This is a genomic window from Exiguobacterium sp. s192 (assembly GCF_018618795.1).
Classification (GTDB): domain Bacteria; phylum Bacillota; class Bacilli; order Exiguobacteriales; family Exiguobacteriaceae; genus Exiguobacterium_A; species Exiguobacterium_A undae.
On record NZ_JACSMS010000001.1, the window covers coordinates 817,790 to 840,887 of the forward strand.

Annotated in this window: 24 protein-coding genes; 12 read left to right on the top strand and 12 right to left on the bottom strand. The window is 45.5% G+C overall.

Annotated elements, in window-relative coordinates:
* Positions 1-155: 155 nt before the first annotated feature.
* The 3 genes from KNP87_RS04320 (at position 156) to KNP87_RS04330 (ending at position 3,627) form a co-directional block, all read left to right on the top strand.
* Positions 156-2,048, top strand: a complete 1,893-nt coding sequence (locus KNP87_RS04320) for a DUF4084 domain-containing protein (RefSeq protein ID WP_119922899.1) — start codon at positions 156-158, stop codon at positions 2,046-2,048.
* A 454-nt stretch (positions 2,049-2,502) separates the two neighbouring features.
* The gene (locus tag KNP87_RS04325; RefSeq protein ID WP_119922898.1) at positions 2,503-2,871 is read left to right on the top strand and encodes a hypothetical protein; all 369 of its coding nucleotides are present in this window, start codon (positions 2,503-2,505) and stop codon (positions 2,869-2,871) included.
* Positions 2,872-2,985: 114 nt separating this feature from the next.
* On the top strand, positions 2,986-3,627 hold the full coding sequence (locus tag KNP87_RS04330) for a hypothetical protein (protein WP_026833010.1): 642 nt from the start codon (positions 2,986-2,988) through the stop codon (positions 3,625-3,627).
* A 45-nt stretch (positions 3,628-3,672) separates the two neighbouring features.
* Here KNP87_RS04330 and KNP87_RS04335 read toward each other — a convergent pair whose 3' ends face one another.
* The 4 genes from KNP87_RS04335 to KNP87_RS04350 all read right to left on the bottom strand — a co-directional run bounded on the left by KNP87_RS04335 (position 3,673) and on the right by KNP87_RS04350 (position 6,444).
* Positions 3,673-4,107, bottom strand: a complete 435-nt coding sequence (locus KNP87_RS04335; protein ID WP_214720943.1) for a DUF4362 domain-containing protein — start codon at positions 4,105-4,107, stop codon at positions 3,673-3,675.
* A gap of 13 nt (positions 4,108-4,120) precedes the next feature.
* Positions 4,121-5,413: a globin-coupled sensor protein gene (locus KNP87_RS04340; protein ID WP_214720944.1), complete on the bottom strand. Its 1,293-nt coding sequence runs from the start codon at positions 5,411-5,413 to the stop codon at positions 4,121-4,123.
* 172 nt (positions 5,414-5,585) lie between these two features.
* On the bottom strand, positions 5,586-6,098 hold the full coding sequence (locus tag KNP87_RS04345; RefSeq protein WP_214720945.1) for an SRPBCC family protein: 513 nt from the start codon (positions 6,096-6,098) through the stop codon (positions 5,586-5,588).
* Positions 6,088-6,444 (bottom strand): ArsR/SmtB family transcription factor, encoded by a 357-nt coding sequence (locus KNP87_RS04350; RefSeq protein WP_214720946.1) that lies wholly within the window; start codon positions 6,442-6,444, stop codon positions 6,088-6,090. Before KNP87_RS04350 ends, KNP87_RS04345 begins: the two co-directional genes overlap by 11 nt.
* Before the next feature lie 142 nt (positions 6,445-6,586).
* Here KNP87_RS04350 and KNP87_RS04355 point away from each other — a divergent pair, with 142 nt between their 5' ends.
* A complete protein-coding gene (locus KNP87_RS04355) occupies positions 6,587-7,318 on the top strand; it encodes a LysR family transcriptional regulator (protein WP_251135401.1) in 732 nt (243 codons plus the stop codon).
* A 116-nt stretch (positions 7,319-7,434) separates the two neighbouring features.
* Here KNP87_RS04355 and KNP87_RS04360 read toward each other — a convergent pair whose 3' ends face one another.
* The gene (locus KNP87_RS04360) at positions 7,435-8,061 is read right to left on the bottom strand and encodes a hypothetical protein (RefSeq protein ID WP_214720947.1); all 627 of its coding nucleotides are present in this window, start codon (positions 8,059-8,061) and stop codon (positions 7,435-7,437) included.
* A 120-nt stretch (positions 8,062-8,181) separates the two neighbouring features.
* Between KNP87_RS04360 and KNP87_RS04365 the strand changes: the two genes are divergently transcribed.
* Together KNP87_RS04365 and KNP87_RS04370 are read left to right on the top strand one after the other, a co-directional pair.
* Positions 8,182-8,949, top strand: a complete 768-nt coding sequence (locus tag KNP87_RS04365; protein ID WP_028106316.1) for an SDR family NAD(P)-dependent oxidoreductase — start codon at positions 8,182-8,184, stop codon at positions 8,947-8,949.
* Between the two features lie 84 nt (positions 8,950-9,033).
* On the top strand, positions 9,034-9,846 hold the full coding sequence (locus KNP87_RS04370) for an SDR family NAD(P)-dependent oxidoreductase (protein WP_214720948.1): 813 nt from the start codon (positions 9,034-9,036) through the stop codon (positions 9,844-9,846).
* A gap of 71 nt (positions 9,847-9,917) precedes the next feature.
* Here the strand turns inward: KNP87_RS04370 and KNP87_RS04375 are convergent, their stop codons facing one another.
* Genes KNP87_RS04375 through KNP87_RS04385 form a run of 3 tightly spaced genes read right to left on the bottom strand, consistent with a single transcriptional unit; the run spans position 9,918 to position 13,032 of the window.
* The gene (locus KNP87_RS04375) at positions 9,918-11,036 is read right to left on the bottom strand and encodes an ABC transporter permease subunit (protein ID WP_214720949.1); all 1,119 of its coding nucleotides are present in this window, start codon (positions 11,034-11,036) and stop codon (positions 9,918-9,920) included.
* Positions 11,033-12,154, bottom strand: coding sequence for a hypothetical protein (locus KNP87_RS04380; protein WP_214720950.1), 1,122 nt, complete (start codon positions 12,152-12,154; stop codon positions 11,033-11,035). Before KNP87_RS04380 ends, KNP87_RS04375 begins: the two co-directional genes overlap by 4 nt.
* Positions 12,151-13,032, bottom strand: coding sequence for an ABC transporter ATP-binding protein (locus tag KNP87_RS04385; protein WP_026833021.1), 882 nt, complete (start codon positions 13,030-13,032; stop codon positions 12,151-12,153). The genes KNP87_RS04380 and KNP87_RS04385 overlap by 4 nt, the downstream gene beginning before the upstream one ends.
* Before the next feature lie 154 nt (positions 13,033-13,186).
* On the opposite strand from KNP87_RS04385, the gene KNP87_RS04390 reads away from it, so the two are divergent.
* Positions 13,187-14,233 (top strand): phosphotransferase, encoded by a 1,047-nt coding sequence (locus KNP87_RS04390; protein WP_214720951.1) that lies wholly within the window; start codon positions 13,187-13,189, stop codon positions 14,231-14,233.
* A 30-nt stretch (positions 14,234-14,263) separates the two neighbouring features.
* Here the strand turns inward: KNP87_RS04390 and KNP87_RS04395 are convergent, their stop codons facing one another.
* Together KNP87_RS04395 and KNP87_RS04400 are read right to left on the bottom strand one after the other, a co-directional pair.
* A complete protein-coding gene (locus KNP87_RS04395; protein WP_214720952.1) occupies positions 14,264-15,253 on the bottom strand; it encodes a hypothetical protein in 990 nt (329 codons plus the stop codon).
* 24 nt (positions 15,254-15,277) lie between these two features.
* Entirely contained in the window at positions 15,278-16,273 is a 996-nt protein-coding gene (locus tag KNP87_RS04400) for a hypothetical protein (RefSeq protein WP_251135402.1), read from the bottom strand.
* Positions 16,274-16,538: 265 nt separating this feature from the next.
* On the opposite strand from KNP87_RS04400, the gene KNP87_RS04405 reads away from it, so the two are divergent.
* Both KNP87_RS04405 and KNP87_RS04410 read left to right on the top strand, forming a co-directional pair.
* On the top strand, positions 16,539-16,886 hold the full coding sequence (locus KNP87_RS04405) for a hypothetical protein (RefSeq protein ID WP_214720953.1): 348 nt from the start codon (positions 16,539-16,541) through the stop codon (positions 16,884-16,886).
* A 58-nt stretch (positions 16,887-16,944) separates the two neighbouring features.
* The gene (locus KNP87_RS04410) at positions 16,945-17,520 is read left to right on the top strand and encodes a GNAT family N-acetyltransferase (RefSeq protein WP_251135403.1); all 576 of its coding nucleotides are present in this window, start codon (positions 16,945-16,947) and stop codon (positions 17,518-17,520) included.
* A 119-nt stretch (positions 17,521-17,639) separates the two neighbouring features.
* Here KNP87_RS04410 and KNP87_RS04415 read toward each other — a convergent pair whose 3' ends face one another.
* Positions 17,640-18,902 (bottom strand): polysaccharide deacetylase family protein, encoded by a 1,263-nt coding sequence (locus KNP87_RS04415; protein WP_251135404.1) that lies wholly within the window; start codon positions 18,900-18,902, stop codon positions 17,640-17,642.
* A gap of 189 nt (positions 18,903-19,091) precedes the next feature.
* On the opposite strand from KNP87_RS04415, the gene KNP87_RS04420 reads away from it, so the two are divergent.
* Positions 19,092-20,507, top strand: coding sequence for an NAD-dependent succinate-semialdehyde dehydrogenase (locus KNP87_RS04420; protein ID WP_026833027.1), 1,416 nt, complete (start codon positions 19,092-19,094; stop codon positions 20,505-20,507).
* Between the two features lie 252 nt (positions 20,508-20,759).
* Here KNP87_RS04420 and KNP87_RS04425 read toward each other — a convergent pair whose 3' ends face one another.
* On the bottom strand, positions 20,760-21,842 hold the full coding sequence (locus KNP87_RS04425) for a hypothetical protein (protein ID WP_214720954.1): 1,083 nt from the start codon (positions 21,840-21,842) through the stop codon (positions 20,760-20,762).
* 475 nt (positions 21,843-22,317) lie between these two features.
* Between KNP87_RS04425 and relB the strand changes: the two genes are divergently transcribed.
* Positions 22,318-22,542: a type II toxin-antitoxin system RelB family antitoxin gene (gene relB / locus KNP87_RS04430; RefSeq protein WP_214720955.1), complete on the top strand. Its 225-nt coding sequence runs from the start codon at positions 22,318-22,320 to the stop codon at positions 22,540-22,542.
* Complete coding sequence (locus tag KNP87_RS04435) at positions 22,539-22,808, top strand: type II toxin-antitoxin system RelE family toxin (protein WP_035408288.1); 270 nt, start codon at positions 22,539-22,541, stop codon at positions 22,806-22,808. Before relB ends, KNP87_RS04435 begins: the two co-directional genes overlap by 4 nt.
* Positions 22,809-23,098 lie beyond the last annotated feature (290 nt).

Genomic DNA, 23,098 nt, shown 5'->3' on the forward strand with positions numbered 1-23,098 from the left:
CGTCTGTTTCTTGTTTATAAGACGCAGAAAGCGAGATAGTTAAAAGTTTTCTTATGTAAACGAATTTTCATTCCCCTAAATCGCAATTACCTGCTAGAACCATGAGGTAAGAATGTATAATGAATAAATCACAAAAAAAGGAGTATAGATGATATATGCTTAAATCATTACGATGGCCTTTATCCATTACGTTTTTTTATCTCTTTCTCTATTATATATGGATTTTAGCTTGGAATGATGACTCCTATATTCAAGCATTCGGTGGAAATCTATTTTCTATTTTCGGAATTTTCATCGCCTTCGTTTGGCTTGCGTCCACGGTCAAAAAATCGAAAGGTACAGATAAAACATTTTGGATGCTCCTCGCAATTGCAACATGCTGTTACCTGATTGCAGAGATTATCTGGTTCATTACCGAGAGCATCTTTTCAAAGGCAATACCTTCTCCCGGTCTGACGGATGTTTTTTATCTGTTACAGGTTGTTTTTATTTTAAGTGCCCTGCTGTACAAAGTCTTTCATCAAACAAAAAAACAAGAGCGCGTTCCATTCCTATTTGATGTTTTAATTGTTTTAGTAGTCTCCTCGACGTTTTCTTGGCACTTTTTAATTGCGCCCATTTTGGATTCACAAGATATCACCATGAATGAGCTGATCGTTTCGTTGGCGTATCCAGTTGGTGATTTAGGAATGCTTTTGGCAACCGCGTTTCTTTTTTTTAGTGCGACTAAACAAAACCAAAACACTTCTACACTACTTGTATTTACAGCTTTATTTATACAAGCTGTCGCTGATTCTGTTTATCTCTATCTAGTATCGATTGGTGCCTATTTTTCAGGTAGCTTCATTGACCCCTTATTTATTGTCGTCATGATGTTACTCGGTTTGTCAGGATTACTACATTCTTCTTCGAAAACTCCGGTAGAGTCTGAACTACTGATCTCCCGAATGAATATTTTTCAACTGTTGACTCCATATGGTGGTGTCTTGGTTCTATTTCTTTTCATGGGCTTACACTCGAATGGAATGGATTCCGTCACCATCGGATCAGGTCTATCTATTGTATTGGTCATTGTTAGACAAGTACTCATGATTTTAGAAAATCAGCGTCTGGTCAAACAGTATTACCGTAAAACGAAAGAGTTGGAAATAAGTGAAGAACGCTATAAATCGTTATTTGAATATCATCCAGATCCTGTCTATTCCACTGATCTTATGGGTCGGTTCGAAAGTGCCAATAAAGCTTGTAGTGCATTACTTGGTGTAACCAATGAAAAACTAATCGGTAAAAACAGTTTGTCATACGTCGATCCTCTTGATCGCGATCGTGTCACTTCTGAACTTAAACAAGTGTTTGTAGGCCATCCAAGGAGTTATGAAACAATCGTTAACAGTCATCATGAAAGTAAAGTCTATATGCATATCACAAACATTCCGATTATTGTTCGCAATAAGTTAGTCGGCATCTTTGGAATTGGCAAAGACATTACTATTAATAAACTTAATGAACAAAAAGTTAATTACTTAGCTTACCATGATGCCTTGACAGGACTTAACAACAGGATAGCTTTTGAGGAAAAAATCCATGAATTGATTAATACTCAAACAAATATCAATGCGAATCAAAACATTTCATTATTTTTCATGGATTTAAATCAATTTAAACATGTGAACGATTCTTTAGGACATGACGTAGGTGATCAACTTCTTACAGCTGTTGCTCAGCGTTTGTTTACTATTTCTGAAGCTTTTACGATGATCGCAAGACAAGGTGGAGATGAATTTACTTTAATTGCGGAAAATATCGAATCGGATTCAAAATTGCAGGAGTTAGCACGAATGCTAGTAACTCGTCTTCAAGATCCTTACAACATTCAAGGGCATACCATTCATTGTCCTCCAAGTCTTGGCGTATCATCCTTTCCAATGGACTCAAAATCATTTCGAGAATTGATGAAACATGCAGATATTGCGATGTATGCTTCTAAGAAAAAAAGTTTAAAAGGAGCTTATACTTTGTATTCCTCACTCCATGAGTTAGAAAAATAAGTGATCCACTTGAACTACCTCCACCTACGCTTCGCTAAGAGGTGGAGGATTCCTGAGTTATTCAACCTAGCGGTCAAAAATTTATCAGGCTAACCCCGTCGTCCCGACGGTTGAACGTTGATCTTGTCCGTTTCTTTTATATGGATGCCTACTCTGCTTGGTTTTCGCTACTTCGGTCATCCTCAAAGTGAACGTTGAAGATTTTACGTGACAGACGAACTTCCTGTCACAACCCTATATCTTCAGTTTTCAAAGAACATGACTCTTTTTTTATTCCTGATTTTAATTGTTTCAAAGCAAGAGTGTCGGACAATTGACATGTAGCAAGACACGCCTTCCCCGAAGACGATTCATCTCCTACTTGTACTAGGTCTTCGCCCTGAACGTTCAGAAGTGGGAGTACTCTCTTCTAATTTTGATAAAAACAAATCAGATTTGAAAGCGAGGTTTTGGTATGAAGAAACGTGCCACGTTATTACTCTTAAGCAGTTTATGTTTGAGCGCAGGTTGTGCTACTGAAACCACGACGTCTACAACGGACTCGATTGCAGCCGAAGCCCGTCAAGATACAACAGCCGACTTGATTCGGGCAGACGACCGGGTGTATCAGCTCGACGGAACGGACGCGACCATCAAAAAAGAGAACGTGACCTCCTTTTCGACGGTCAAAAAACAGGTGACTGCCAAACAACCGTTGACGGACCTAGCAGCCACGGACTGGGAAGCTGGCACGACGTTATATCGGGACGAAGAAGCGACGGGCGTTGTCTATGTTTTTAAGGAAACGACCGCTTATCGCTATACGGCGATTCCGGAAGGTTGACCTATTTTCAAAAAGACGTGTCCGAACCTTACGATTTTGTTAGTTCACTCCGTTACGTCGAGATGGTACACTAGCGACATTATGTTCCAACCATCCACTAAGGGAGACTTCTTGATGAGACAGACCACGCATACATCCACTTCCACCTCGACAACGAATCAAAAGATCATTCAATTGATCCAAGGCCTTCATCAGTTACATACGACACCCATGAAAGCGGCCCATTATCAAAAGCTGGCAACCTATTTACCCTATCCTTCTTTAGAGGAAATTGAACAACGGTTTGGATCCTGGACGAAACTACTGGAACAAGCCGGTATCGTTAAACCGATTGATTTATCAAACCGCGATCGTTTGACGCTGAACCGCTCCAAATCATCTCCGTCCCGAAAACGTTGGACAGTCGAAGAAAGCATCGCTTTTTACGTCGAGACGTGTGGCTCCCGTGTGACCATCCGGTCCTATTCCGAACTGCGGACCGCCCATCCACAGATGATGAGTGCGAACACGATCATCCGCCACTACGGCACCTGGAAACAGGCATTGGCGCACTTTCAATTGTCCTCAAACGGCTTTTACTCGGACGAGGACTGTTTAAATGCCTTGCGCCAAGCATATGAGAAAATCGGACCGGCGATAACGAGTCAGGATTATGTCCGCTTCGCCCGTAAGCAGCAACTGCCCTCGTTGACGTTGCTGATTGAACGATTCACGAGCTGGCGCGAAGCATTACGGATCCTGGAAGAATCGCGTTAAAAAAAACGGTTGATCCTCACGCAAATGGAGGATCAACCGTTTTTTTCATTGTTCTGATTCTGCAACATCTGATACGAGGATTTCATGGTCCTCCCCTTCTTCGCAGTCGGTCAAGAAGAAGACGGACCGTTCATTTCCCGTCCGCTTCTCGAGATTTTGACAGATTTCCTTGTTCCGGTCGTCCGTTTGCGAACCGTATGCGTCGCGTGACGAATCGAGCGAGTACGTGAACCGTTTGCCGTCATAGCTGACGTCCTCGAGGATCGCATCCCCTTCCGTCGTATAATTCGTAATCCGGATCGTGTCCTTCTCTTTTTCGTCGACATGCTTCAGAAACGTCTCAAATCGATCCATGTGGTGCTGCTCCGGTGTCGTGACGATGTCTCCGTTTTTGACGGCTTCCTCCATAGAATAACTTTTCCCGCATCCGCCTAACGTCAACAAACAAAAACCGATTACGGCAAGCCCACGCCTATTCATTCCTTTTCCTCCTTTAGAGTGTCGTCGCAACGGTTTGTAAATCATCTGCCGTTTCGGCAATCGACTGGGCAATACGTCGCATCCCTTCAATCGTTCCCGCGACTTGCTCCGTGTCTTGCGATAAGCTGACGATTTGTTTTGAAACATCAACAGTTTGACGGGAGATTGTCGTAAAGGCATGGACAACACGTGTCAGTTCCTCCGTCGTTTGCACGACCGATTGTTCTGTTCCGTTCATCCGCTGTGAGACTTGTCCCATTTTGGACGTGATTTCCTGCGCGATGCTGGATGCCTCGGAGGCGGAACGTTTACTCTCTTCGGCAAGCTTGCGGATTTCCTGTGCAACGACAGTAAAACCACGCCCCATCTCTCCCGCCCGGGCTGCCTCAATCGAAGCATTCAGACTCAGTAAATTCGTCTGATCGGAAATGGCCGTGACCATTCCGGCAATTCGTTCGATTTCTTGCGATAAAAAAGCAAGTTGCGTCATCTGTTCCGTCGTCTGTGTCATCTCAGCGACGACGTGCTCAAACCGTTTTGTTTCCGATTCGACCAAATCGACGCCATCCTCTGCTTCTTTTGCGGCTTGGCTTAATTGCGTCGCAATCGTTCCCGTTGTCAGCGAAACCTGTTGGGCATGCCGTTCCATCTCCTGAAAACTCGCCGACGACTGTTCACTCATCGCCGCCAATTCTTCCGTCGATTTTTGGACGGCTTGACCGATCCGGACTTTTGCATCCGTAACCATCTGCCGCTCGTCCTCGATCGTATCTTCATACATCGCCAGGACGATTTGTTGTTCGAGATTAAACAGCTTTCCGACCGACCGGACAATCCGGACTTGTTCCGACTGGGGCAACGTGCTTGCCTCAACTTGTTGACTGAAGACGTTCAACACCTTTTGAAACGAAGCAATGTACCATTTATTATGTAAGCCGATCCGGACATGACGATCGGCGATCCGTTTTCGGACCGCTACATATTCCGGCGTCACTTGTCCGTCAAACATCTGCAAGATGTGCTTGGCAAGTGTTCCTTTTAAACGCTCCAGTGTCGAGTGACGTTCGATCAGCTGTTTCAGTTCCGGCACCCGGACCAGTTCTGCATAAAAGGCGTCGACCATTTGTGGCATCCAGTCGGCGACATCGTGACGAATCAAACGGACAATTTGTAAATCTTCGACCGTCAGATCAATCAATTGAAGTTGTTCGGTCAATCCAGTCCCAGCTTCTAATCGGACGAAATCACGTTCTTGAACGATCCGTTCTGAGAACGTCATCTCCTGTTGCTTTGACCACCATTTCATCTCGTTGCACTCCTTTTCAGTCATCTCTTGTTGTATAACGGTTTCTTCGAACGAAAAATAAAGCGTTTTCACTCTAAAAAACCCATAATTATGATAACTTGTCAGAAAATACATTTCCCGTATCCTTGATAGCAAAAAACGATCCGTTGTCGACGGATCGTTTAATAATGCCTCACATGGTTCGTTGTACCAGCCAGTCGTCGAGGCGGTGGAGTTGTGACGTAAATCCTTCTTTCATCCCCATCTCAAGGACTTGTTTGACCGCTTCCTCCGTCTTAAAGTCAGACCGGAACACCACCCGGGTCCGATTGCCGACGGTTTCGAACGTCGTTTCGTTTTCACTGCCCGGTAGTTCCTCCGAAATCATCCCTGACGCGTCCGAGAAATAGTCGGCGTGGGCGTAACGATGCGGCGCGTCGATCTGCCGGAAAATCGCTTTGCCCCACGACTCCATTCCATAAAAATCGCCTTGTACGGGATCCTTGCAACGCATACAGTAATGCCAGATACCGCCTTCAACAAAGTCGAATGTCGTAATTTCCGTCTCCCAACCCTCGGGTCCCCACCAGGCTTCGAGTTGTTCTTTTTGCGTAAACGCGGCGAAGACCATCTCGCGTGGGGCGGCAAATGTCCATTCCATTTGTAGGACGGAACCGTCCACCGTCGTTTTTAATTTATCCTCCATCTTTATTCACTCCTTCTGAATCGACTGAGTTCTGCTGCTGTTCCAAGTACGCTTCAAGCCGAACCATCCGACTGATCATCTGCTGTTCAAACGATTGACTCCACGCAGTGATGCCTTGAAATACTTCCGTCCGTAAATGATAGATTCGGCGGTTCGCGACCGGCTCCATCCAGACAATGTCCGCTTCGAGCAAAACCTTTAAGTGTTTCGATGTCTGTGGTTGATTCAACTGCAGTTGCACCGCAATCTCACCGACCGGTAACGGACCCGTCTTCAACAGTTCAACGATCTTCAATCGATTGGCATCGGATAAAGCAAATAACGTTCGTGCAAGCCCATCTGACATGATTTCCACCTCTTCTGTATCTATATACCCTTTAAGGAATATTCCAAACAAGGAATATATAAAATTGAGCGGAAAAGTTGTCTTTGCGAGCTGACGTACAGTATCGTCAAGACAGAATAACATGTAGAGAGAGTGAATTCTGATGAAAACCGAATGGCTCGAAGCCTTTCATGTCACGGCGGAAACATCCAGTCTGACGAAAGCGAGCGAGTTGCTGCACATGACGCAACCTGCGCTCAGTAAACAAATCAAAAATCTTGAACAAGCCGTCGGAACTGCCCTGTTCACCCGGACGACGAGCGGTGTTTCGTTGACCCCGGCAGGAGACATCGTGTTTAAAGAAGGACAGCGGATCATCGAACAGCTCGACGAGATGCAACGGCAAATTGATCAATTGCAGGGACAGACGTCGTTTACCCTCGGTTCCTGGCCGAGTGTCGCCATGTCTTACCTGCCGCAACACTTTGCCAACCATCCATCGGTGGACGGTCCGGAACTCAAGATCAAGACGGCCCATACGTACATCGAGCTGATGGCCGGGCTTGAGCAGCATCAGTACGATGCCGTCTTGCTCGACGACCGGCAGATTGACCATCCGTATCCGTCGACGCACCTGTATACGGAACCATTTTTACTGTACTTCCACGAAGCCGACGAGCGGTTTGAAGGCTGTGTCGACGTCCGCTTTGATCAGATTGAAGCTTCGTCATTCCTGTCGTTGCCAATCGACTGTGACTCGACGAACATCTTAAAGGCGGCTTTCGCTGAGCGCAGCGCGACCTATACCATCGCGTCAGAAATGGAATTTGGCTCAAGCGTCCTCGGATTCATCCGGGCAAAACTCGGGATTGCGATTTTACCGGCCATCTTTTAGGATGGTCTTCCTCCGGAAATCCGAACCCTGCCGATCACCGGCTTCGACGTGACACGCGAACTGTCGCTTGTGACGCGGGATACAGAACACCACCAGACGTTACTCCGCCTGATTGGTCATCCCCGCAACCGTTGATCCAGTTGGATCCGAAGTTTATCGATATCGGCACGGTCGAGTATCTGCTCGTTGATTTCACCGTATCGGACAACATGATACAGCATCGGATCAATCGTCAACTCAATCCGGTCATGCCAGTCCTTGAGGGTTTCTTCCGGGCGGCGCTTTAAGACGTCAGGCAATTGCCGATCAAACGACAACATCAAGTGACGGACTTCGGACACGGAGTCCGTTTGTTGTGGTTGCGGACGCCAGGAAGGCGTTGCCGCCTTCGTCCGCAGGACTTGCGGATCCGCTTCTTCCGTCGGCTCAAGCGTCTGTTTACGCCGGCGGTATCCGAGAAACCGGCGGAACACAAACACAGATAAGAAGGCTGTCACCAGTGCTCCGACCGGTACCAGGATATCGGGCAAGAACAAGGAGGTCCCTTTGATCATCGGACCGCTCGGAAAATATTTAACTTTAATCGTCTGCGCCTTCAGTCCTTTACGCGGTTCGATCTGATAGTTGAATTCATAATCCGCCGGTTTATAAATGTACGTCGTGTAGACATAACGTTCAAAAGCGACCAGCGATGCAGCCAGCACCAAAACAGAAAAAAGCATAAGTCCGAGCTTCCGTTTCATATTGCCCCTCCTTTTTTACCAAATAATAACATAAAGCTTGTTCGTTCATTATCATTTTTCTTTCTTTTCAGTCAATTTCAGCGTACAGTGAAACTACACTGTCAGATGGGATGTGATCGTATGTATTTACCTTCTTTTCGACTGGATCAAAAAACCGTTCTCGTGACCGGTGCCGGACGCGGAATTGGTCGTGCTCTCGCCATCGGGATGGCGGAAGCCGGAGCTGATGTCCTGCTTGTTGCCCGGACCGAATCCGACTTACAGGAAACAGCGAAACAAATCGAACAGCTCGGTCGGCGCGCCTTTGTTTTGACATGTGACGTGACGGACCGGACGCAGGTCCAAGCGACGGTCGACCGTGCCTATACATATGTCGACCGGATCGATGTGCTCGTCAACAACGCCGGGATGAATATCCGCTCGAAGGCACTTGATGTCACGGAAGATGAGTGGGAAACGATTCAACAAACGAACTTAAAGTCGGCCTTCCTGTTTTCGCAGGAAATTGGCCGTCGGATGCAGGACACAGGTGGCAGTATCCTCAACATCGCTTCGGTCGCAGGGCATGTCGCGCTGCGGACCGGTGTTGTCTACGCGACGACAAAAGCAGCTTTGATTCAGATGACAAAAGTCCTCGCGCTTGAATGGGGTCCGAAAAACATCCGTGTCAATGCGATTGGTCCGTGGTATTTCAAGACGCCGCTGACGGAACCGTTACTCGCTGATCCCGCTTATTTGCAGGATATCGTTGACGTGACACCGCTCGGACGGGTCGGTGAACTGACGGAACTCGTCGGACCGGCTGTCTTTCTCGCGTCGGATGCCGGAACATACGTCACCGGACAAACGTTATTCGTGGACGGCGGGATGACGATTAAAGGCTTTTAAGGCGAGACAAAAAGGACTTCCGATCTTGATCGAAAGTCCCTTTTTCTGTCGTTCTCTATTTTTAAAGTGAGGTGGGAAATGTGTATGTCTTCATTAAAAAGTAAAATTGCTGTTGTCACAGGTGCTTCACGTGGTGCCGGTCGCGGCATTGCTTACGAACTCGGACGAGCCGGAGCAACCGTCTACGTCACCGGACGCAGTACACAGGAAAGCTCCACCGACGATCGTCCGGAAACGATCGAACAGACGGCTGCCGGTGTCACGGCTCGCGGTGGCCACGGAATTGCGATCCGCTGTGACCACACGGATCCGGATGATGTTGCCCGATTGTTTCAACAAATTCAAGATCAGCACGGTCGGATTGATCTGCTCGTTAACAGTGTGTTCGGTGGTTCGGAAGCTTCGCTTCCTCCCGGACAGGGCAAACGGTTTTGGGAACGTCCGCCGGAACACTGGGACGCGATGATGGTCGCCGGACCAAAAGCCTATTTGCTGACGACACGGGCGGCTGTTCCGTTGCTTCAACAAAGTCCGGCTGCATTGATCGTTAATTTGACGTCGATCAGTCCGAATCAAGCGGCCGGCAACTTGTATTACGATTTGGCGATGCAGTCGATCAACCGGATGACGTGTGTGATGGGGCAGGAACTTCGAACGTCTCGCGTCGCTTCGATTGCGCTCTGTCCAGGTTTCATGCGGACGGAACGGGTCGTCGACGCAGGATTCGGAAACCAGGCAACCGAGACCACCGCTTACGTCGGACGAGCTGTCGTCGCCCTGGCACAGGATTTGGATATCCTGCAACGGACCGGTCAAGCCTTATTCGTCTCAGATCTCGCCCGTGAATACGGCTTCTCGGATCAAGATGGTTCGCAGCCGGCTTCATTTGGATTATAAGTAAACTTTTTATCGATTTACACAAGAAGGTTCGGCTTGGTCTCGCGACAGCCGAACCTTCTTGTATTTCATCATGCCATTCTCCGACCAATTACCCGGTACATCAGTTTGATTAGAATGAGTGTCGTGATAAGTGTGACAACGAGTACGGCAATCGGCAACAAGACCGGATAACCGAAGACATTGACCGTCACATACTCCCGGAACAAAACGTAAACACTTAGAGCCTGTCCCTGCGTGAACTTCATCAGGTTCAACATGAAATCCGGTGTTTCTGTATTAAAAAGAACCGTTTCAATCAGGAAAGGTCCGCCGACGATGAGTCCACCTAGGAATACAGCGACCACTGTCTGTTTGATCAACATCGACAGGAACAACAGGACGATGACAAGCGAAACGGCAATCACCCACTGATACAAGATGGAAATCCCGTATAATTCAGCGAACGTCAGCGGGTAAGGTGAGTTGACGTAAGCCGCTTGAATCGGAATCTCCCAACCGGAATGCCCGCGGAAGAAACACAGCAGTTGAACCAGATTGTAGATTAGAATCGTCCCCGTTACCAGTGCGACGGATACCATCAGCTTGGCCGTCAACAATTGTTTTCTCCCATGCCGTGAGGAATAAAGATACGCCGCAACACCGGTCTGATATTCATTCGAGAAACTGACTGCTGTTCCAAAAATCAGGACTACTGCCAACAACGCATATCCACCGGTTCCTGAAAACGTCAGCAGTTGATCAAACGTTTGATAGTTACCGACCGGACGATAATCAATCGCTTCCGTCAAACCGGCTTCTAATGAGAATTGACGTTTTTCATATACAGTGGATGCCTCCTTTCCTTTCTGACGGAGCGAAGAGACATCTTTGGATTGCTTGCCATAAGCGGATGCAGCCTCGAGCACGTTATGATAGGAAGCATTTTGTTTCTTTTCCAATATCGTCGGATTACTTTTTTTGACATAGGCTTCACTCCCCGCTTCCGCACGTGCAATCATTTCTGACGTCAATTCCCCTTCAAACCCTGTGTTGACACGATCCATCCACGGCCATCCCATCCGTTGCACGGAAAAGTATAATCCGGCAATCAGGATGACGAGTAACAATAACCATAAAAAACGTTGCTGCAACAACTTGTAAAACTCAAAGCGGACGAGTTCCCGCAACGTACTGTCTGATTTTTTCATACGACTTGCCTCTTTCGACTAGTTTGATAAAGAACCTTCAATACAATCAGGGTCACGATCACTTGCACAAGCAGGATGGCTGCCGGCAGTAACAGCGGAATTCCGAGATTTATGGTCTGATACGTCTTAAACACTTCTCCGGTCAACAAGGCGCGGCTCGGGAAAAATAAAATCCCTTGCTCAAAAACTTTTGTTTCCGGAAAAAAGATGCCCGAAATCACGAATTGGTAAAGAAGCGGGACACCCATTAAAATGCTCGACCAGAGAATCGCTTGAATCGCCGTTTTGACGAAAAATGAGATTGCGAGCACCCAAATGCCAAGCACGATTAATACAAATGTCTGATAACCAAACGATACCAACCAGTATTGTCCGATGGAGAACGGATACGGTGAATTAGTCAAACCATCCATCACTTGCATCGGAGCGGACCAATCAATCGTTCCAAAACGATACCAGGCAAGACACAAAATCCCTAGATGTACTACTAGACTGATGCCCGTCAGGAATATCGATCCGGCAAGCAGTTTTGAAGTCAGTAACTTCGTTCGACCGTTCACAGCGGGCAGTTGATATTGATCTACGCCCGAAACCCGTTCTTTGGAATAGATGAAAGCAATCAGCAACAGCAAAGGGAACAGCAGGACAGCAACGCCGGCTTGAGTCGTAAACGTTACTGCTTTTTCTGCCGGGATGTGGTACTGAATCGTGTCCAAATTGATTTGTTCCACCATACTGGTATGTAAGGCACGATCCCGTTCTTCAAAGCCCGGTTTGGCCAATCCGTTCGTTAAGGTTTCCAGCCCCTGTGCTTTAAAAATTTGGGCTTCTTCAATGTTAAACAAGTGGGCGAATGCTTCATTTTCAAACGAAACACCGGAATCAAACTGACGATCTAAACCATGATCTTCATCATTAATTTTATTTGCGCGGTCATGTATTTTCTTAAATGTTTCTGCCGTCGCCGGACCCTCCCATGCTGCATACTTCGCGCGGACATTTGCTTCCTCTTCCGAAAAGACCGAAGACATCAAGTACAGCAATAAGGCGACGATGAACAGCATGGCAGGAATCGATGTGCAAAGTTTATACAATTCAAAGCGGATCAATCGGCTCATGCACTTTTACTCCGTTCGTCCAAGTGATACAAGTATAAATCTTCCAGTTGCGGCTCATCTTGGACCGCCTTCGGATGCGGCATTTGGCTTGAAATGATTCGGACCCGGTTTTTACCTTGCCGCGTTTGTTGGATTGATCCGATTTGATACGTGTCTTGTAATTCGAGCAATTCCTGATCCGTCACATCAACGGTCCAGATTTCAGTCGCAATTTCATCCAACAGCTCATACGGATTAGCTTGTTTGATGATGCGTCCCTGCTTCATCAAAATGATTTCACGCGCTATCGATCCGACATCAGAGACGATATGGGTCGACAGCAAAACAATCCGCTTCCGGGCAATCGACGCAATCAGATTCCGGAAATGAATCCGTTCCTTTGGATCAAGGCCAGCTGTCGGCTCATCAATGATTAAGAGTTCCGGATCATTCAGCAACAATTGGGCAATCCCGATTCTCCGCTTCATACCACCGGAAAAGCTTTTCAACTTCTTATTGGCGTGTTCTGTCATGTTGACCGCTTCGAGGGCGGACATGACGCTTGTTTGGACATCTTGTTTTGGCACCCCTTTGACGGTCGCGAGATAACTTAAAAATTTAGCGGCGGTAAAGTTGCTGTAGATTGGCGTGTCTTGCGGAAGATAGCCGATTTTTTCGCGGTACGCGTCAGCAAGCGGCGACATTTCTTGTCCGTCAACAAGAATTTTACCCGTTGATGGTTTAAGCAATCCTGCTAAAATCTTCATCAACGTTGACTTACCGGCCCCGTTCTCTCCGAACAACGCATAGACGCCTGGTTCTAACGTGATATTGGCATCCATCAATGCCTTTTTCCCATTCAGATATGTTTTTGAGGTGTTCTGAATCTCAATCTTCATCCCATTTGACTCCTTACGTTCATGATTTAATCTAGCATCTTACACATTATACAAAATTTGTATCTTTCAATGTAATGGATTTCAAATAAATGTTTTTGCTATAATGGGTATTCTTTGGATTCAAATGAGAGGGTATGCAGAAAGGAGTCTGTCTATGGAACAGACAAAATCGTTTAATTTAATCGAACAAGCGGTCACAAGTTATGGTCTCGATTTTCGCTCACTCGAAATCGAACCTGTCTCTCTAACGACCTACGGCAAACATGGAGATGTACACTATAAAATTCTGATCGACGGACATCCCTATTCGATACGTTTGTTGCCGGAACAACGTTATACCGGGTCCGCGCTTTCACACTCCACATTGGATACACTGGAGCTACAGTTGAGATACACCGATTATTTGCGGACGCAGGACATTCCGTTCATGGAGCGTGTGAAACCGATGCATGAAGCACTTTTTACAACAATCACCGATTCGGACGGACAGAATTGGACATGTTGTCTGTTTCGCTGGATGGATGGCCACCACGTGACGGCAAATACAGTACATATGGTCGCTCGGATGGGCACGTTAGCCCGTCGATTGCATGATGTCTCACTTCATCAACAGGAAATCCGGTTTCCGTTCATTGACCATACGGTTGCCTATCAGCGTTGGCTCGGCGATTTACAACGCCTTTCGATTTCACGGATGCCGGAACCGCTCCGAAATTCCTTGCAGGAGTATTTGTCTCTGGCACAACAGCATCTCGACACCGCAAGACACCACCAATCTTCTTCACTTCATCCGGTCATCTCGACGGATTTAAATTCGCTCAATATCTTATGGAATCAGGATCAACAAATCGTCGGAATCGTTGATCACGAACATATCGGCGCAACCGACCGCGTGCAGGATTTGGCCTGGCTGATCAAATGGTATGCCCGGACGGAAAGTATCGAATCGCATACTGTGTCCGGTCGTTTAGCGAAAATCTTACTTGCCCACTACAACTCTCCGACCATGCTCGTGCCGGAAAAGGATCCGCGGCTGGCTGCCTTGCTTTGGCTCTCGGGCTGCTTCAATCTGCATTTCGTTGTACGGACGAAACATTTGTTGCAGGAAGCCGGGCAACATACGGAACAGTATAATCCGCTGCAGCTTCACTTGCAGACATACCGTCTTCGGGGCGAGCGACTGTCCGGTCTGCTAATCTAAAAAAAGAAACAAGTCGCAGGACTTGTTTCTTCACAACACACGAAACGGACGGACACTATCGGATTTTTTCAGACGGTATTCCGCAATCGGCTTAAAGTGACTGTTCAGCGTCTTAACCCGGAATTCAGCTGTTTTGGTGATTTCTTCGAGGACATGATACGTTTTCGTTTTGGCATCATATGCATAGTCGACTAAATCATGTTTACTGTCATATAAGACACGGACTTGTTTCGTCTTATGGTTGATTTCATACATCCGGTCCTGATTAAAGATCAGTTCGGTTTCCTTTGTAAGTGTTTGTGTTTTCTCGACCCCGCCCTTTACGTACTGGTTCGTCGTCATTGTTTTTACGTTGCGCTGTTTTTTGACGTCATACGACAAGACTGTCAACTTTTCCTCATGTTCCGGACGGATGCCGTAAATCTTGAGTTGAGAACCCGTCTGGCGCATGTGATAGGCGAAAAGCATCGATGTGATGGTCTCATGGTGCAACGTTGCAAATGATTTGGTATCAAAGGTATGCAGTTTGATGGAATAGTTGTATCCTTTCATATGATCGGCCAACACGTACGCTTTATTATCGATAAGAATCAGATGCCGTCCATATCCGGTGAATTTTTTTGTCTTCCCGACTTTCTTAAAATCAAGAGTATATTTCGTCAGCGAGGAATGATCCATATCTTCCAGGCTCGTGACATAATAGGCGTCTTTGTACTTCCTGATTTGACCCGGTGCAGGCGCGAGCCGTTTGACCGTCTGTTTACTGTTCTTTAAATCAACGACACGATCCGTCTCCGAACCATACATCACTCCGTCGTTTATGTATTGAGCGTTGCCGAACGCATAGCGCACTGTTTCAATCTTTTTGCTGCCGATATAGGTCTCAAAAGTAGTGATCGGTTGCTGATAACTTGTTGAAACGACTTGATAGGTATCTTTTTGCGCTGCTACAGCGTGATTGAATCCAACAGTCATACTAACAACTGTTGCTGCCATCAGCAGCTTATAAGCTTTTTGCATAAGTTACACCCCTTCTTGAATTTTTCATAATACCTGAAACGGCATCATACGGGCAGTTGACTGAAACTTATAATCGGCAACCGGTTTGAAGTTGCTGTTCAGCGTCTTGACACGGAAATTACTTGTTTCGAAATTCCCTTCGAGGACGTGATAGGTTTTTGTTTTGCTGTCGTACGCATAGTCAATCAGTGCCTGTTTACTGCTGTACAGAACCCGGACCTGTTTCGTCTTTTGATCGACTTCGAGCATCGAATACATATTGAACACCAAATCCTTTGTCGACGATAACGCTTTTGTATCATTGACCCACATGACGGGTTGCTTGGATGTCAAAACGATTTTCCCTTGTTGTTTTTTCAAGTCATAAGACGCAATCGACAACTCTTCTCCTTCTTCTGTTTTATTGCCGTAAATTTTCAACTCATTACCGGCATGGCGGAAATGAAACGCAAAAACCATCGGCTTGATTTTCTCAAGATGGAGCGACGTAAAGTGTTTTGTATCAAACGTATGTATTTCAACCGAATTCGTTTCCATTTTCATATTATTCGCCAGAACATACAATTTATCTCCGGTTACGATCATGTCCCGCCCATGACCGACAAATCGTTTCGTCTGGCCGATTTTTTTAAAATCAGACGTATATTTTGTCAGCGAAAATTCATTGATCTTCGACATGGACAATGCGTAATAGACATTTTTATACTTCGTGATCCGCAGTGGCGAGTCGGCAACTTTTTGGAGTGTCGTCTTGCTGTTTTTCAGGTTAATGACACGGTCACCGTAGGAGCTGTACATTAATCCATCATGCAGACGGTCGACACTGCCTAATGTATAACGTACCGTCTCGATTCGTTTGCTGCCGATGAACGTCTCAATTTGAGTCAACGGCTGACTGTAACTTGTCGACGCGATCTGGTAGCTGTCTTGTTGTGCCGAGACATCTTGACTAAAACCGATTGAAGAACTGACAATCGTTGCTGCCATCAGCAGCTTGTAGCCTGTGTGCATGTTTTCCATTCCTCTCCACACGAACCGTATTAAGGTTCCATCAACAGTCCCGTATTTCAGACTTGCTATGTTCCCTTCATACAAATAATACCCATTTAATGGCACACGGTGAGCTGTGAATCATCAAATGGGTCAATCTGTTTTTTGAAATTCATTTCGGTGAGATAGCCCCAAGTTACGATGAGGCGTTTACCCCTTACATTATTTCCATATTAAAGGGTGATTTATTTATCGTATGTTATAATTATACAAATAATGATTTTGAGGAGTTCATATGAAAAGAATACTCGTCATTTTATTAAGTGGAAGTTTATTTGTCTTGGCTGGATGTAGTCAATCTGATACAGAGAGCACTGGTAGTTATGCGATGATTGTAGTGGTGAATAACAAAGAATATAACGGAACAGAAGCTCAATTGGATACATCCAAGCAACTTGGGGAAGAAATCAACAAAATAATCAAGAAAACTAAAGCCAATGAGATGCCTCAAGGGAATAATCAATCGAATTACTTTCCAGTTGGATCGAAAATCTATTCCGTTAAGGGAACGGAAGATTATATCATCGTAAAAGACAACAAAAATAAAAAGTGGCTTTTAGAAAAAGTGATGAATAGAGAATAGAAAATTTCTCTTTCATTACTTTTTTCAGTTATAGCAATTATGGCTCATCACAATCAGCATGTTTGCTACTTTAACGACTAAGTTCAATGAGCAATCTAAAAAAACGATTGGGGAAATCCGTATGATACTAAATGTTGATATACATATTCGAGCGATGACCTCTAATGATTTTTATTTAATGGTGAAGTGGTTAAATAATCAGAAGGTACTAGAATTCTATGAAGAACCACCTTCCAAATTAGATGAAGTAATACATAAATATGATCCTAGAATTAAAGGTGAGCATTATGTTACACCTTGTATTGTAGAGTACAAAAGCGAACCCATAGGTTATATGCAGTACTATAAAATTCAAGAAATTGATTTGGAAAAATATGATCTTCCAAAAAATCAAAATATTTATGGTGTAGATCAATTTATTGGAGAACCCCAATTATGGGGCAAAGGTATAGGCTCCATGATGATTCAAATGATGCTGGAGTATCTTTGGAATGACAAAGATGCTTTAAAGGTCGTATTAGACGTTAAGAAAAATAATAAAAGAGCAATTTCAAGTTATAAGAAATGCGGTTTTACGCAAAATAAAGAGTTAAATCATGACTCACTTTTAATGGAATGGACAAAAGAAACATGAATATACTTAATAACATTCTTCAATGAATATTTGGAAACAATTTAAAAAGGCACGAACGCTTATCTAACAGCGTTTCGTGCCTTTTCCTGTGAACCTATTGCAATCAAACGCAACAGAACCTATTTTTTAAGAACCGGCCGCATCGGATCAAAAACGGTTTTCGCATCAAAGAACGAATCCAAAACGTTGGTCTTCCCAGCAATCGCTTGGCGGAGCCGGATCCCGTCGACATTGATCCGCGCCTGTCGGTAATAGTCTTTCCCCGCCTGCTTCCAAGCATGCTGCGAGGCGTCGACGTTATAAAAATAGCGGAATCCTTTTTGCGTCAAATACCGGTACTTGTCGCCGCTGTACCCATGCCAGTCCTGAATATCACTGCCGTACGGATATATCAACTGACGGGTCGACCCGATCAGTGGCATGACGTCGCGGTTGTAACGGTTCGTATCCGCTTGAATGGTCGCCAGGCTGACTTTCCCGACTGAGATATGACCGTATGTGTGACTCGCAAACTGCCAACCGTCTTTTTTGAGCGCGGTTGCCGTTGCTTTCGCTGCTTGACGCGCCCGTTCGACTTTGGCTGACTTGCCATACTGGGCACACGATGACCGGTAACCGAGGACACCGTTGTATCCGGTGATGCCGAGCACTCCTTTGGCGCCGCGATACGAAAAATCGGGATGTTGCGCAACAAACTGATCGACGACCGGAACGAGGTCGTAGGCCCCATCTGCTTTACCGGTCATCGTGTTTGTGATCTGTCCGTTGTGTTCGCGTAATGTCGTCGCAAATCCGTCACCGGTCATGTATTCATAGTAATTGACGTCATCCTGCGACAGGACGAGCGGATGCTTGCCCTTCGGAAACGCGAGTGCCGTCTCTGTCATCTGTCCGTCTTTCCACATTGCAAGATCTGTTGGTCGGACAAGGACGTAGTTCCGCTTATACAGTCCACTCAGAATCCGTTTAAATTCGCCGAGCGTCACCATGTAATCGTCATAGCCCTGCTCTTTCCGGTCTCCGTCAAAGGCACGCTTCGGCTCCGCAATCAACGAATGGAAAAACAGATGCGGCACGGCGGTTCCGGCTTTGATCGGAATGAGCTTTGCTTGTTTCGCCACGTATTCTGCCCGCTTTTGTTTCGCTTCCGCCGTCTTCAGCCGGTCAACAATCCGGATCGCCCGCCCGTAATCATACTGTGCGGCCATGCCGTCCGCCCGTTTCAGTTCCTGCTCTATGTACGCCTCATCCGTCGCTTGCCGCTTTTTGGTCTGTTCCGTTCCCGTCTGCTTCGGTTTCACTACCGGTTTGACTGCCGGTTGACCACAACCGCTGACAAGCAAGATTCCGGTAAGACCAAGTCCGATCCATTTGCTGTTCATCTTTATCCCTCTCCTTTTTAGAAATCTGATTTCCCTTCTTAATTATATCCCTACCCGATTATTCAGTCGATTAACTATTTTACCGGGGCATTCCAGTTCGTTATGTCCCCCATCCAAAGCGGAAGTACACAAACCGGTCCGATGGGTGTTTAATAAGGGACGTAATGAAAACACACGGAGGTGCAACACATGATTGAACAAAACGTAATCAATGGAGTTTGGTATAACACAGAAGAAACGATTCCGGTCTTTAACCCGGCAACAAAAGAATTGCTCGGACACGTCCCGAGCAGCACAGCTGACGATGCAGCGCGCGCCGTCGATGCGGCAAGTACGGCTTTCGTTGACTGGTCGGAACGGACAGCCGATGACCGTGCTGATAAAATTGACGCCTGGTACCGATTGATTCAAGAACACCGTGATGAACTGGCAGATATCATGACACGCGAACAAGGAAAACCGTTCGTCGAAGCACGCGGGGAAATCGACTACGGCAATCAATATGTCCGGTGGTATGCAGAAGAAGCACGCCGGATTTACGGTGAAACGATCCCGGCATCTGTTCCCGGAAAACGGCTCTTCGTCGAAAAAGAACCGGTTGGTGTCGTCGCTGCGATCACACCGTGGAACTTCCCAGCGGCGATGATCACACGGAAACTTGCTCCGGCCCTCGCTGCCGGCTGTACCGTCGTGCTGAAACCATCGGAAGAAACACCCTATACGGCACTTCGCCTCGTCGAACTGGCGATCGAAGCGGGTATTCCGGCTGGCGCCATCAACGTCTTGACGGGTGACGCGGCAACGATCAGCGGTGTCTGGCAAGCCGATTCGCGTGTTCGTAAAATCACCTTTACCGGCTCAACAGCGGTCGGTAAATTGATCATGCGTCAAGCAGCGGATACGATGAAAAAACTGTCACTTGAACTCGGTGGACACGCCCCGTTCATCGTCACGGAAAATGCGGATCTCGATAAAGCCGTTCAAGGCGCCATCCGCTCGAAATTCCGAAACGGTGGACAAGCGTGTGTCGCAACGAACCGTTTTTATGTCCAGGCATCGGTTCTTGATGCCTTCACTGAAAAATTCGTCGCCGAAGTCAACCGTTTGAAAGTCGGCAACGGACTCGACGCGGATTCGACGATTGGGCCATTGATCAATGCGAAAGCCGTCGCCAAAGTTAAAGCACACATTGACGACGCCGTCGCAAAAGGCGCAACGATTTTAACGGGCGGAACGATTGACGATTCTGTCGGTTACTTCGTTACACCAACCGTGCTCGGTAATGTCACGGAAGATATGATCTGCATGCAGGAAGAAACGTTTGGTCCGCTCGCTCCGATCTCCGTCTTCGATACGCTTGACGAAGTCATCGAACGCGCGAACAACACACCATACGGTCTTGCGGCATACGCATTCTCAGAAAAAATTGACGAAGCGCTTCAACTCGGTAAAAAACTCGAGTACGGCATCGTCGGCTTGAACGACGGTGCACCATCGGCTGCCCAAGCACCATTCGGCGGTTACAAAGAAAGTGGACTCGGTCGTGAAGGCGGCGTCTACGGCATTGAGGATTATCTCGAAGTCAAATACCTGTCACTCGGTTGATCACAAAATCGGGCTGACTCATGAGTCGATTTAAAACTAGTAAAATGGCCGATGATTCCTTCTTTTCACGGAATCATCGGCTATTTCTATTTAAGCTTATGATATTCTTACAAACGGTCAAATAGATTTACTTCACATCATTCAAGAAGATTTCACGATTAATCAGTTAGTAAGCTAGTCCCTCACCCTTTACTATTCCTAGCATAAGTGCAAGTCGAGATAATTGTAAGTCAGGTATTCAATACACAAAAGTCAGAAGAAGTAAGTCTCGGCAAATTGTTTTATCTCATCACCTAAAATAGCCAGACGTTTTTCGATTTCTTTCCGATGTCCGTATCGAATGATATCCTCTGACGTCATTGTTCGAATTAACAAGCAATGATGTTGATAAGCCGTTTCGATCAATTGAAGGTACTGCTCACCTCTGACTTCTTGAGAAACAGCTAGATTACCATCACTATATCCATCAAGAAATCCTGTAGCTATAGTCTTTAGAATATCCTTACATTTCTCAAACTGGTGTTTTTTGTAGCGTTGGGTATTTGCCAACATTCTAAACAAAGTCTTGTACAAGTTCATGAAATTACCGGCCATTTCACGAGGTTCATAAACAATCGGGTACGGATCAATCAGGCAGACGCTGTCCCCTCCCCACAAAATGTTTTCGGGTGAGACGTCTTGATTGACTAATCTTGCCGAAACGATTCGGCGATTTCGATTCGTAGTCACTACTTGAAGTGCATGTTCCACCCTATTGTTTTGAAACATCGGATACGCGTTAACTAGCTTTTGATGATTATGGATGTGTTTTAAGCTTGTTTCTTTAAAAAACGCCTGAAATTCCTCGTTTCTAATTCCATGGAGTCCTTTATTTTCTGTCCATACTAAACGACCAAATCCCTCCATTTCAGGTGTAAGGCTTTCCATTTTTCGATAGATGGCTCCAATTTGTCTACCTACACGCAACGCTTCGACTAGCGACATTTCTCTTAAAGGCAATGATTTTCCACCAAATGACTCCAACGTATATGTAAGCTTAGACGTAACATGAAATTTAAAAAGTGCTGGTGCACTACCTGGGACCATTTGATTCACGGATTCGTAATACCATTTTGTTGCCGAATATTCTGCCATCAATGCGTCTTGATTGAATGGAACTGGCTTTCCGTAAGCAACTTTTTTCGGAATTCGAAGCACCAACTCCTCATCCTTTTTCGTCACTTTCCATGCCATGTGCCACGCTCCTTCCCCAATCATGACAGGCAAAGAGACACCCGCATGATTTATTGCTTCAAATAAGAGCTCTTCTTCTATTGGTGTTTCTTTTCTTATCATTAAATGACCTCCATCGTTTTTAAGGTACTGATTGTCATTTTACTATAATCACGCTTGTTATTTACCTAATCAATTCTAAATAGTCAATCGGTTCAATAAAGGTAACCCTTATGAGAGAAACGTTAACAAGTAGAAAGAATTAAAAAGAGGAGCAATCACACCAACTCTTCCTTCAATCTGAAGAGACAAAATAGTACCACACACATCGAATCGAGATAGATGTAATGCTTTTCTTACGATATATAGAGACCCTAAGTCAGCAATGAAGTGATCATCGCTATTTTTTTTTATAATCAGAATGAAGAAAAAGTAGTCACGGTATGCAATCGATAGGTATGGTCAAGTTAATATTGATAGGAACATGTTCATCTCATTTTCTCTGCTAAGAGACTTCTATCCTGACTCATCGAATTCATCCGCATATATACTAAAATCCGAAAATGTATTACAATGTATTACAAAGGAGATGATAATCATGAGTACGATTTCTGTACGTCTGGATGATCAGGATACACGCCTCATCAAGGAATATGCGAAGGCGAAAAACATCACGATTTCTACACTCGTACGCGATGCCGTCCTCAATCGTATCGAAGACGAAATCGATTTACAACTCTATCATGATTCCATGACAGCACACCGTAAAAACTCAGAAGCGATTTCTTTCGACGACATGATGAAGGAACTTGATTTAGAATGACGGCTTATAATGTAGAGTTCGAGCGCGGGGCTCAAAAATCTCTTAAGAAGATGGACCCTCAACAAGCGCGGATTATCATGTCCTGGATCAAGAAGAATCTTGTCGGGACAGATGATCCGCGTCGTCATGGAAAAGGACTTGTCTCGAATCGCTCAGGCGAATGGCGTTATCGCATCGGTGATTATCGTCTGATTGCTGACATCCAGGATGAAAAAGTCGTGATCTTAATTCTTGAGATAGGGCATCGTCGGGATATTTATAAATAATCGTCGTGAAGAATATTTAAATACTTAACCTGGCAAATAGCATCGTTATTATAGAAAGAAGTCCACATCATTTCTCAGATGTGGACTTCTTTGTTTTCATTTTGCTTGTCTTGACACGATAGTTATCTGTATTCGCATGTAATATTAACTAATACCTACTTGATGAGCAGAAACGAATATATTCATTATTCAAAGAGTAGAATGAATATTTTTACTAGATTAGATTCATTACTAAGATAATTGACTTATTTTTCAGATATTTCTGTATTTTAATGGTTTAACAACAGTGT

Bases quoted from the DNA above. Each gene is read 5' to 3' on its own strand.
- KNP87_RS04320 (WP_119922899.1), top strand. From the start codon at position 156: ATGCTTAAATCATTACGATGGCCTTTATCCATTACGTTTTTTTATCTC.
- KNP87_RS04325 (WP_119922898.1), top strand. From the start codon at position 2,503: ATGAAGAAACGTGCCACGTTATTACTCTTAAGCAGTTTATGTTTGAGC.
- KNP87_RS04330 (WP_026833010.1), top strand. From the start codon at position 2,986: ATGAGACAGACCACGCATACATCCACTTCCACCTCGACAACGAATCAA.
- KNP87_RS04335 (WP_214720943.1), bottom strand. From the start codon at position 4,107: ATGAATAGGCGTGGGCTTGCCGTAATCGGTTTTTGTTTGTTGACGTTA.
- KNP87_RS04340 (WP_214720944.1), bottom strand. From the start codon at position 5,413: ATGAAATGGTGGTCAAAGCAACAGGAGATGACGTTCTCAGAACGGATC.
- KNP87_RS04345 (WP_214720945.1), bottom strand. From the start codon at position 6,098: ATGGAGGATAAATTAAAAACGACGGTGGACGGTTCCGTCCTACAAATG.
- KNP87_RS04350 (WP_214720946.1), bottom strand. From the start codon at position 6,444: ATGTCAGATGGGCTTGCACGAACGTTATTTGCTTTATCCGATGCCAAT.
- KNP87_RS04355 (WP_251135401.1), top strand. From the start codon at position 6,587: ATGAAAACCGAATGGCTCGAAGCCTTTCATGTCACGGCGGAAACATCC.
- KNP87_RS04360 (WP_214720947.1), bottom strand. From the start codon at position 8,061: ATGAAACGGAAGCTCGGACTTATGCTTTTTTCTGTTTTGGTGCTGGCT.
- KNP87_RS04365 (WP_028106316.1), top strand. From the start codon at position 8,182: ATGTATTTACCTTCTTTTCGACTGGATCAAAAAACCGTTCTCGTGACC.
- KNP87_RS04370 (WP_214720948.1), top strand. From the start codon at position 9,034: ATGTCTTCATTAAAAAGTAAAATTGCTGTTGTCACAGGTGCTTCACGT.
- KNP87_RS04375 (WP_214720949.1), bottom strand. From the start codon at position 11,036: ATGAAAAAATCAGACAGTACGTTGCGGGAACTCGTCCGCTTTGAGTTT.
- KNP87_RS04380 (WP_214720950.1), bottom strand. From the start codon at position 12,154: ATGAGCCGATTGATCCGCTTTGAATTGTATAAACTTTGCACATCGATT.
- KNP87_RS04385 (WP_026833021.1), bottom strand. From the start codon at position 13,032: ATGAAGATTGAGATTCAGAACACCTCAAAAACATATCTGAATGGGAAA.
- KNP87_RS04390 (WP_214720951.1), top strand. From the start codon at position 13,187: ATGGAACAGACAAAATCGTTTAATTTAATCGAACAAGCGGTCACAAGT.
- KNP87_RS04395 (WP_214720952.1), bottom strand. From the start codon at position 15,253: ATGCAAAAAGCTTATAAGCTGCTGATGGCAGCAACAGTTGTTAGTATG.
- KNP87_RS04400 (WP_251135402.1), bottom strand. From the start codon at position 16,273: ATGGAAAACATGCACACAGGCTACAAGCTGCTGATGGCAGCAACGATT.
- KNP87_RS04405 (WP_214720953.1), top strand. From the start codon at position 16,539: ATGAAAAGAATACTCGTCATTTTATTAAGTGGAAGTTTATTTGTCTTG.
- KNP87_RS04410 (WP_251135403.1), top strand. From the start codon at position 16,945: ATGTTTGCTACTTTAACGACTAAGTTCAATGAGCAATCTAAAAAAACG.
- KNP87_RS04415 (WP_251135404.1), bottom strand. From the start codon at position 18,902: ATGAACAGCAAATGGATCGGACTTGGTCTTACCGGAATCTTGCTTGTC.
- KNP87_RS04420 (WP_026833027.1), top strand. From the start codon at position 19,092: ATGATTGAACAAAACGTAATCAATGGAGTTTGGTATAACACAGAAGAA.
- KNP87_RS04425 (WP_214720954.1), bottom strand. From the start codon at position 21,842: ATGATAAGAAAAGAAACACCAATAGAAGAAGAGCTCTTATTTGAAGCA.
- relB (WP_214720955.1), top strand. From the start codon at position 22,318: ATGAGTACGATTTCTGTACGTCTGGATGATCAGGATACACGCCTCATC.
- KNP87_RS04435 (WP_035408288.1), top strand. From the start codon at position 22,539: ATGACGGCTTATAATGTAGAGTTCGAGCGCGGGGCTCAAAAATCTCTT.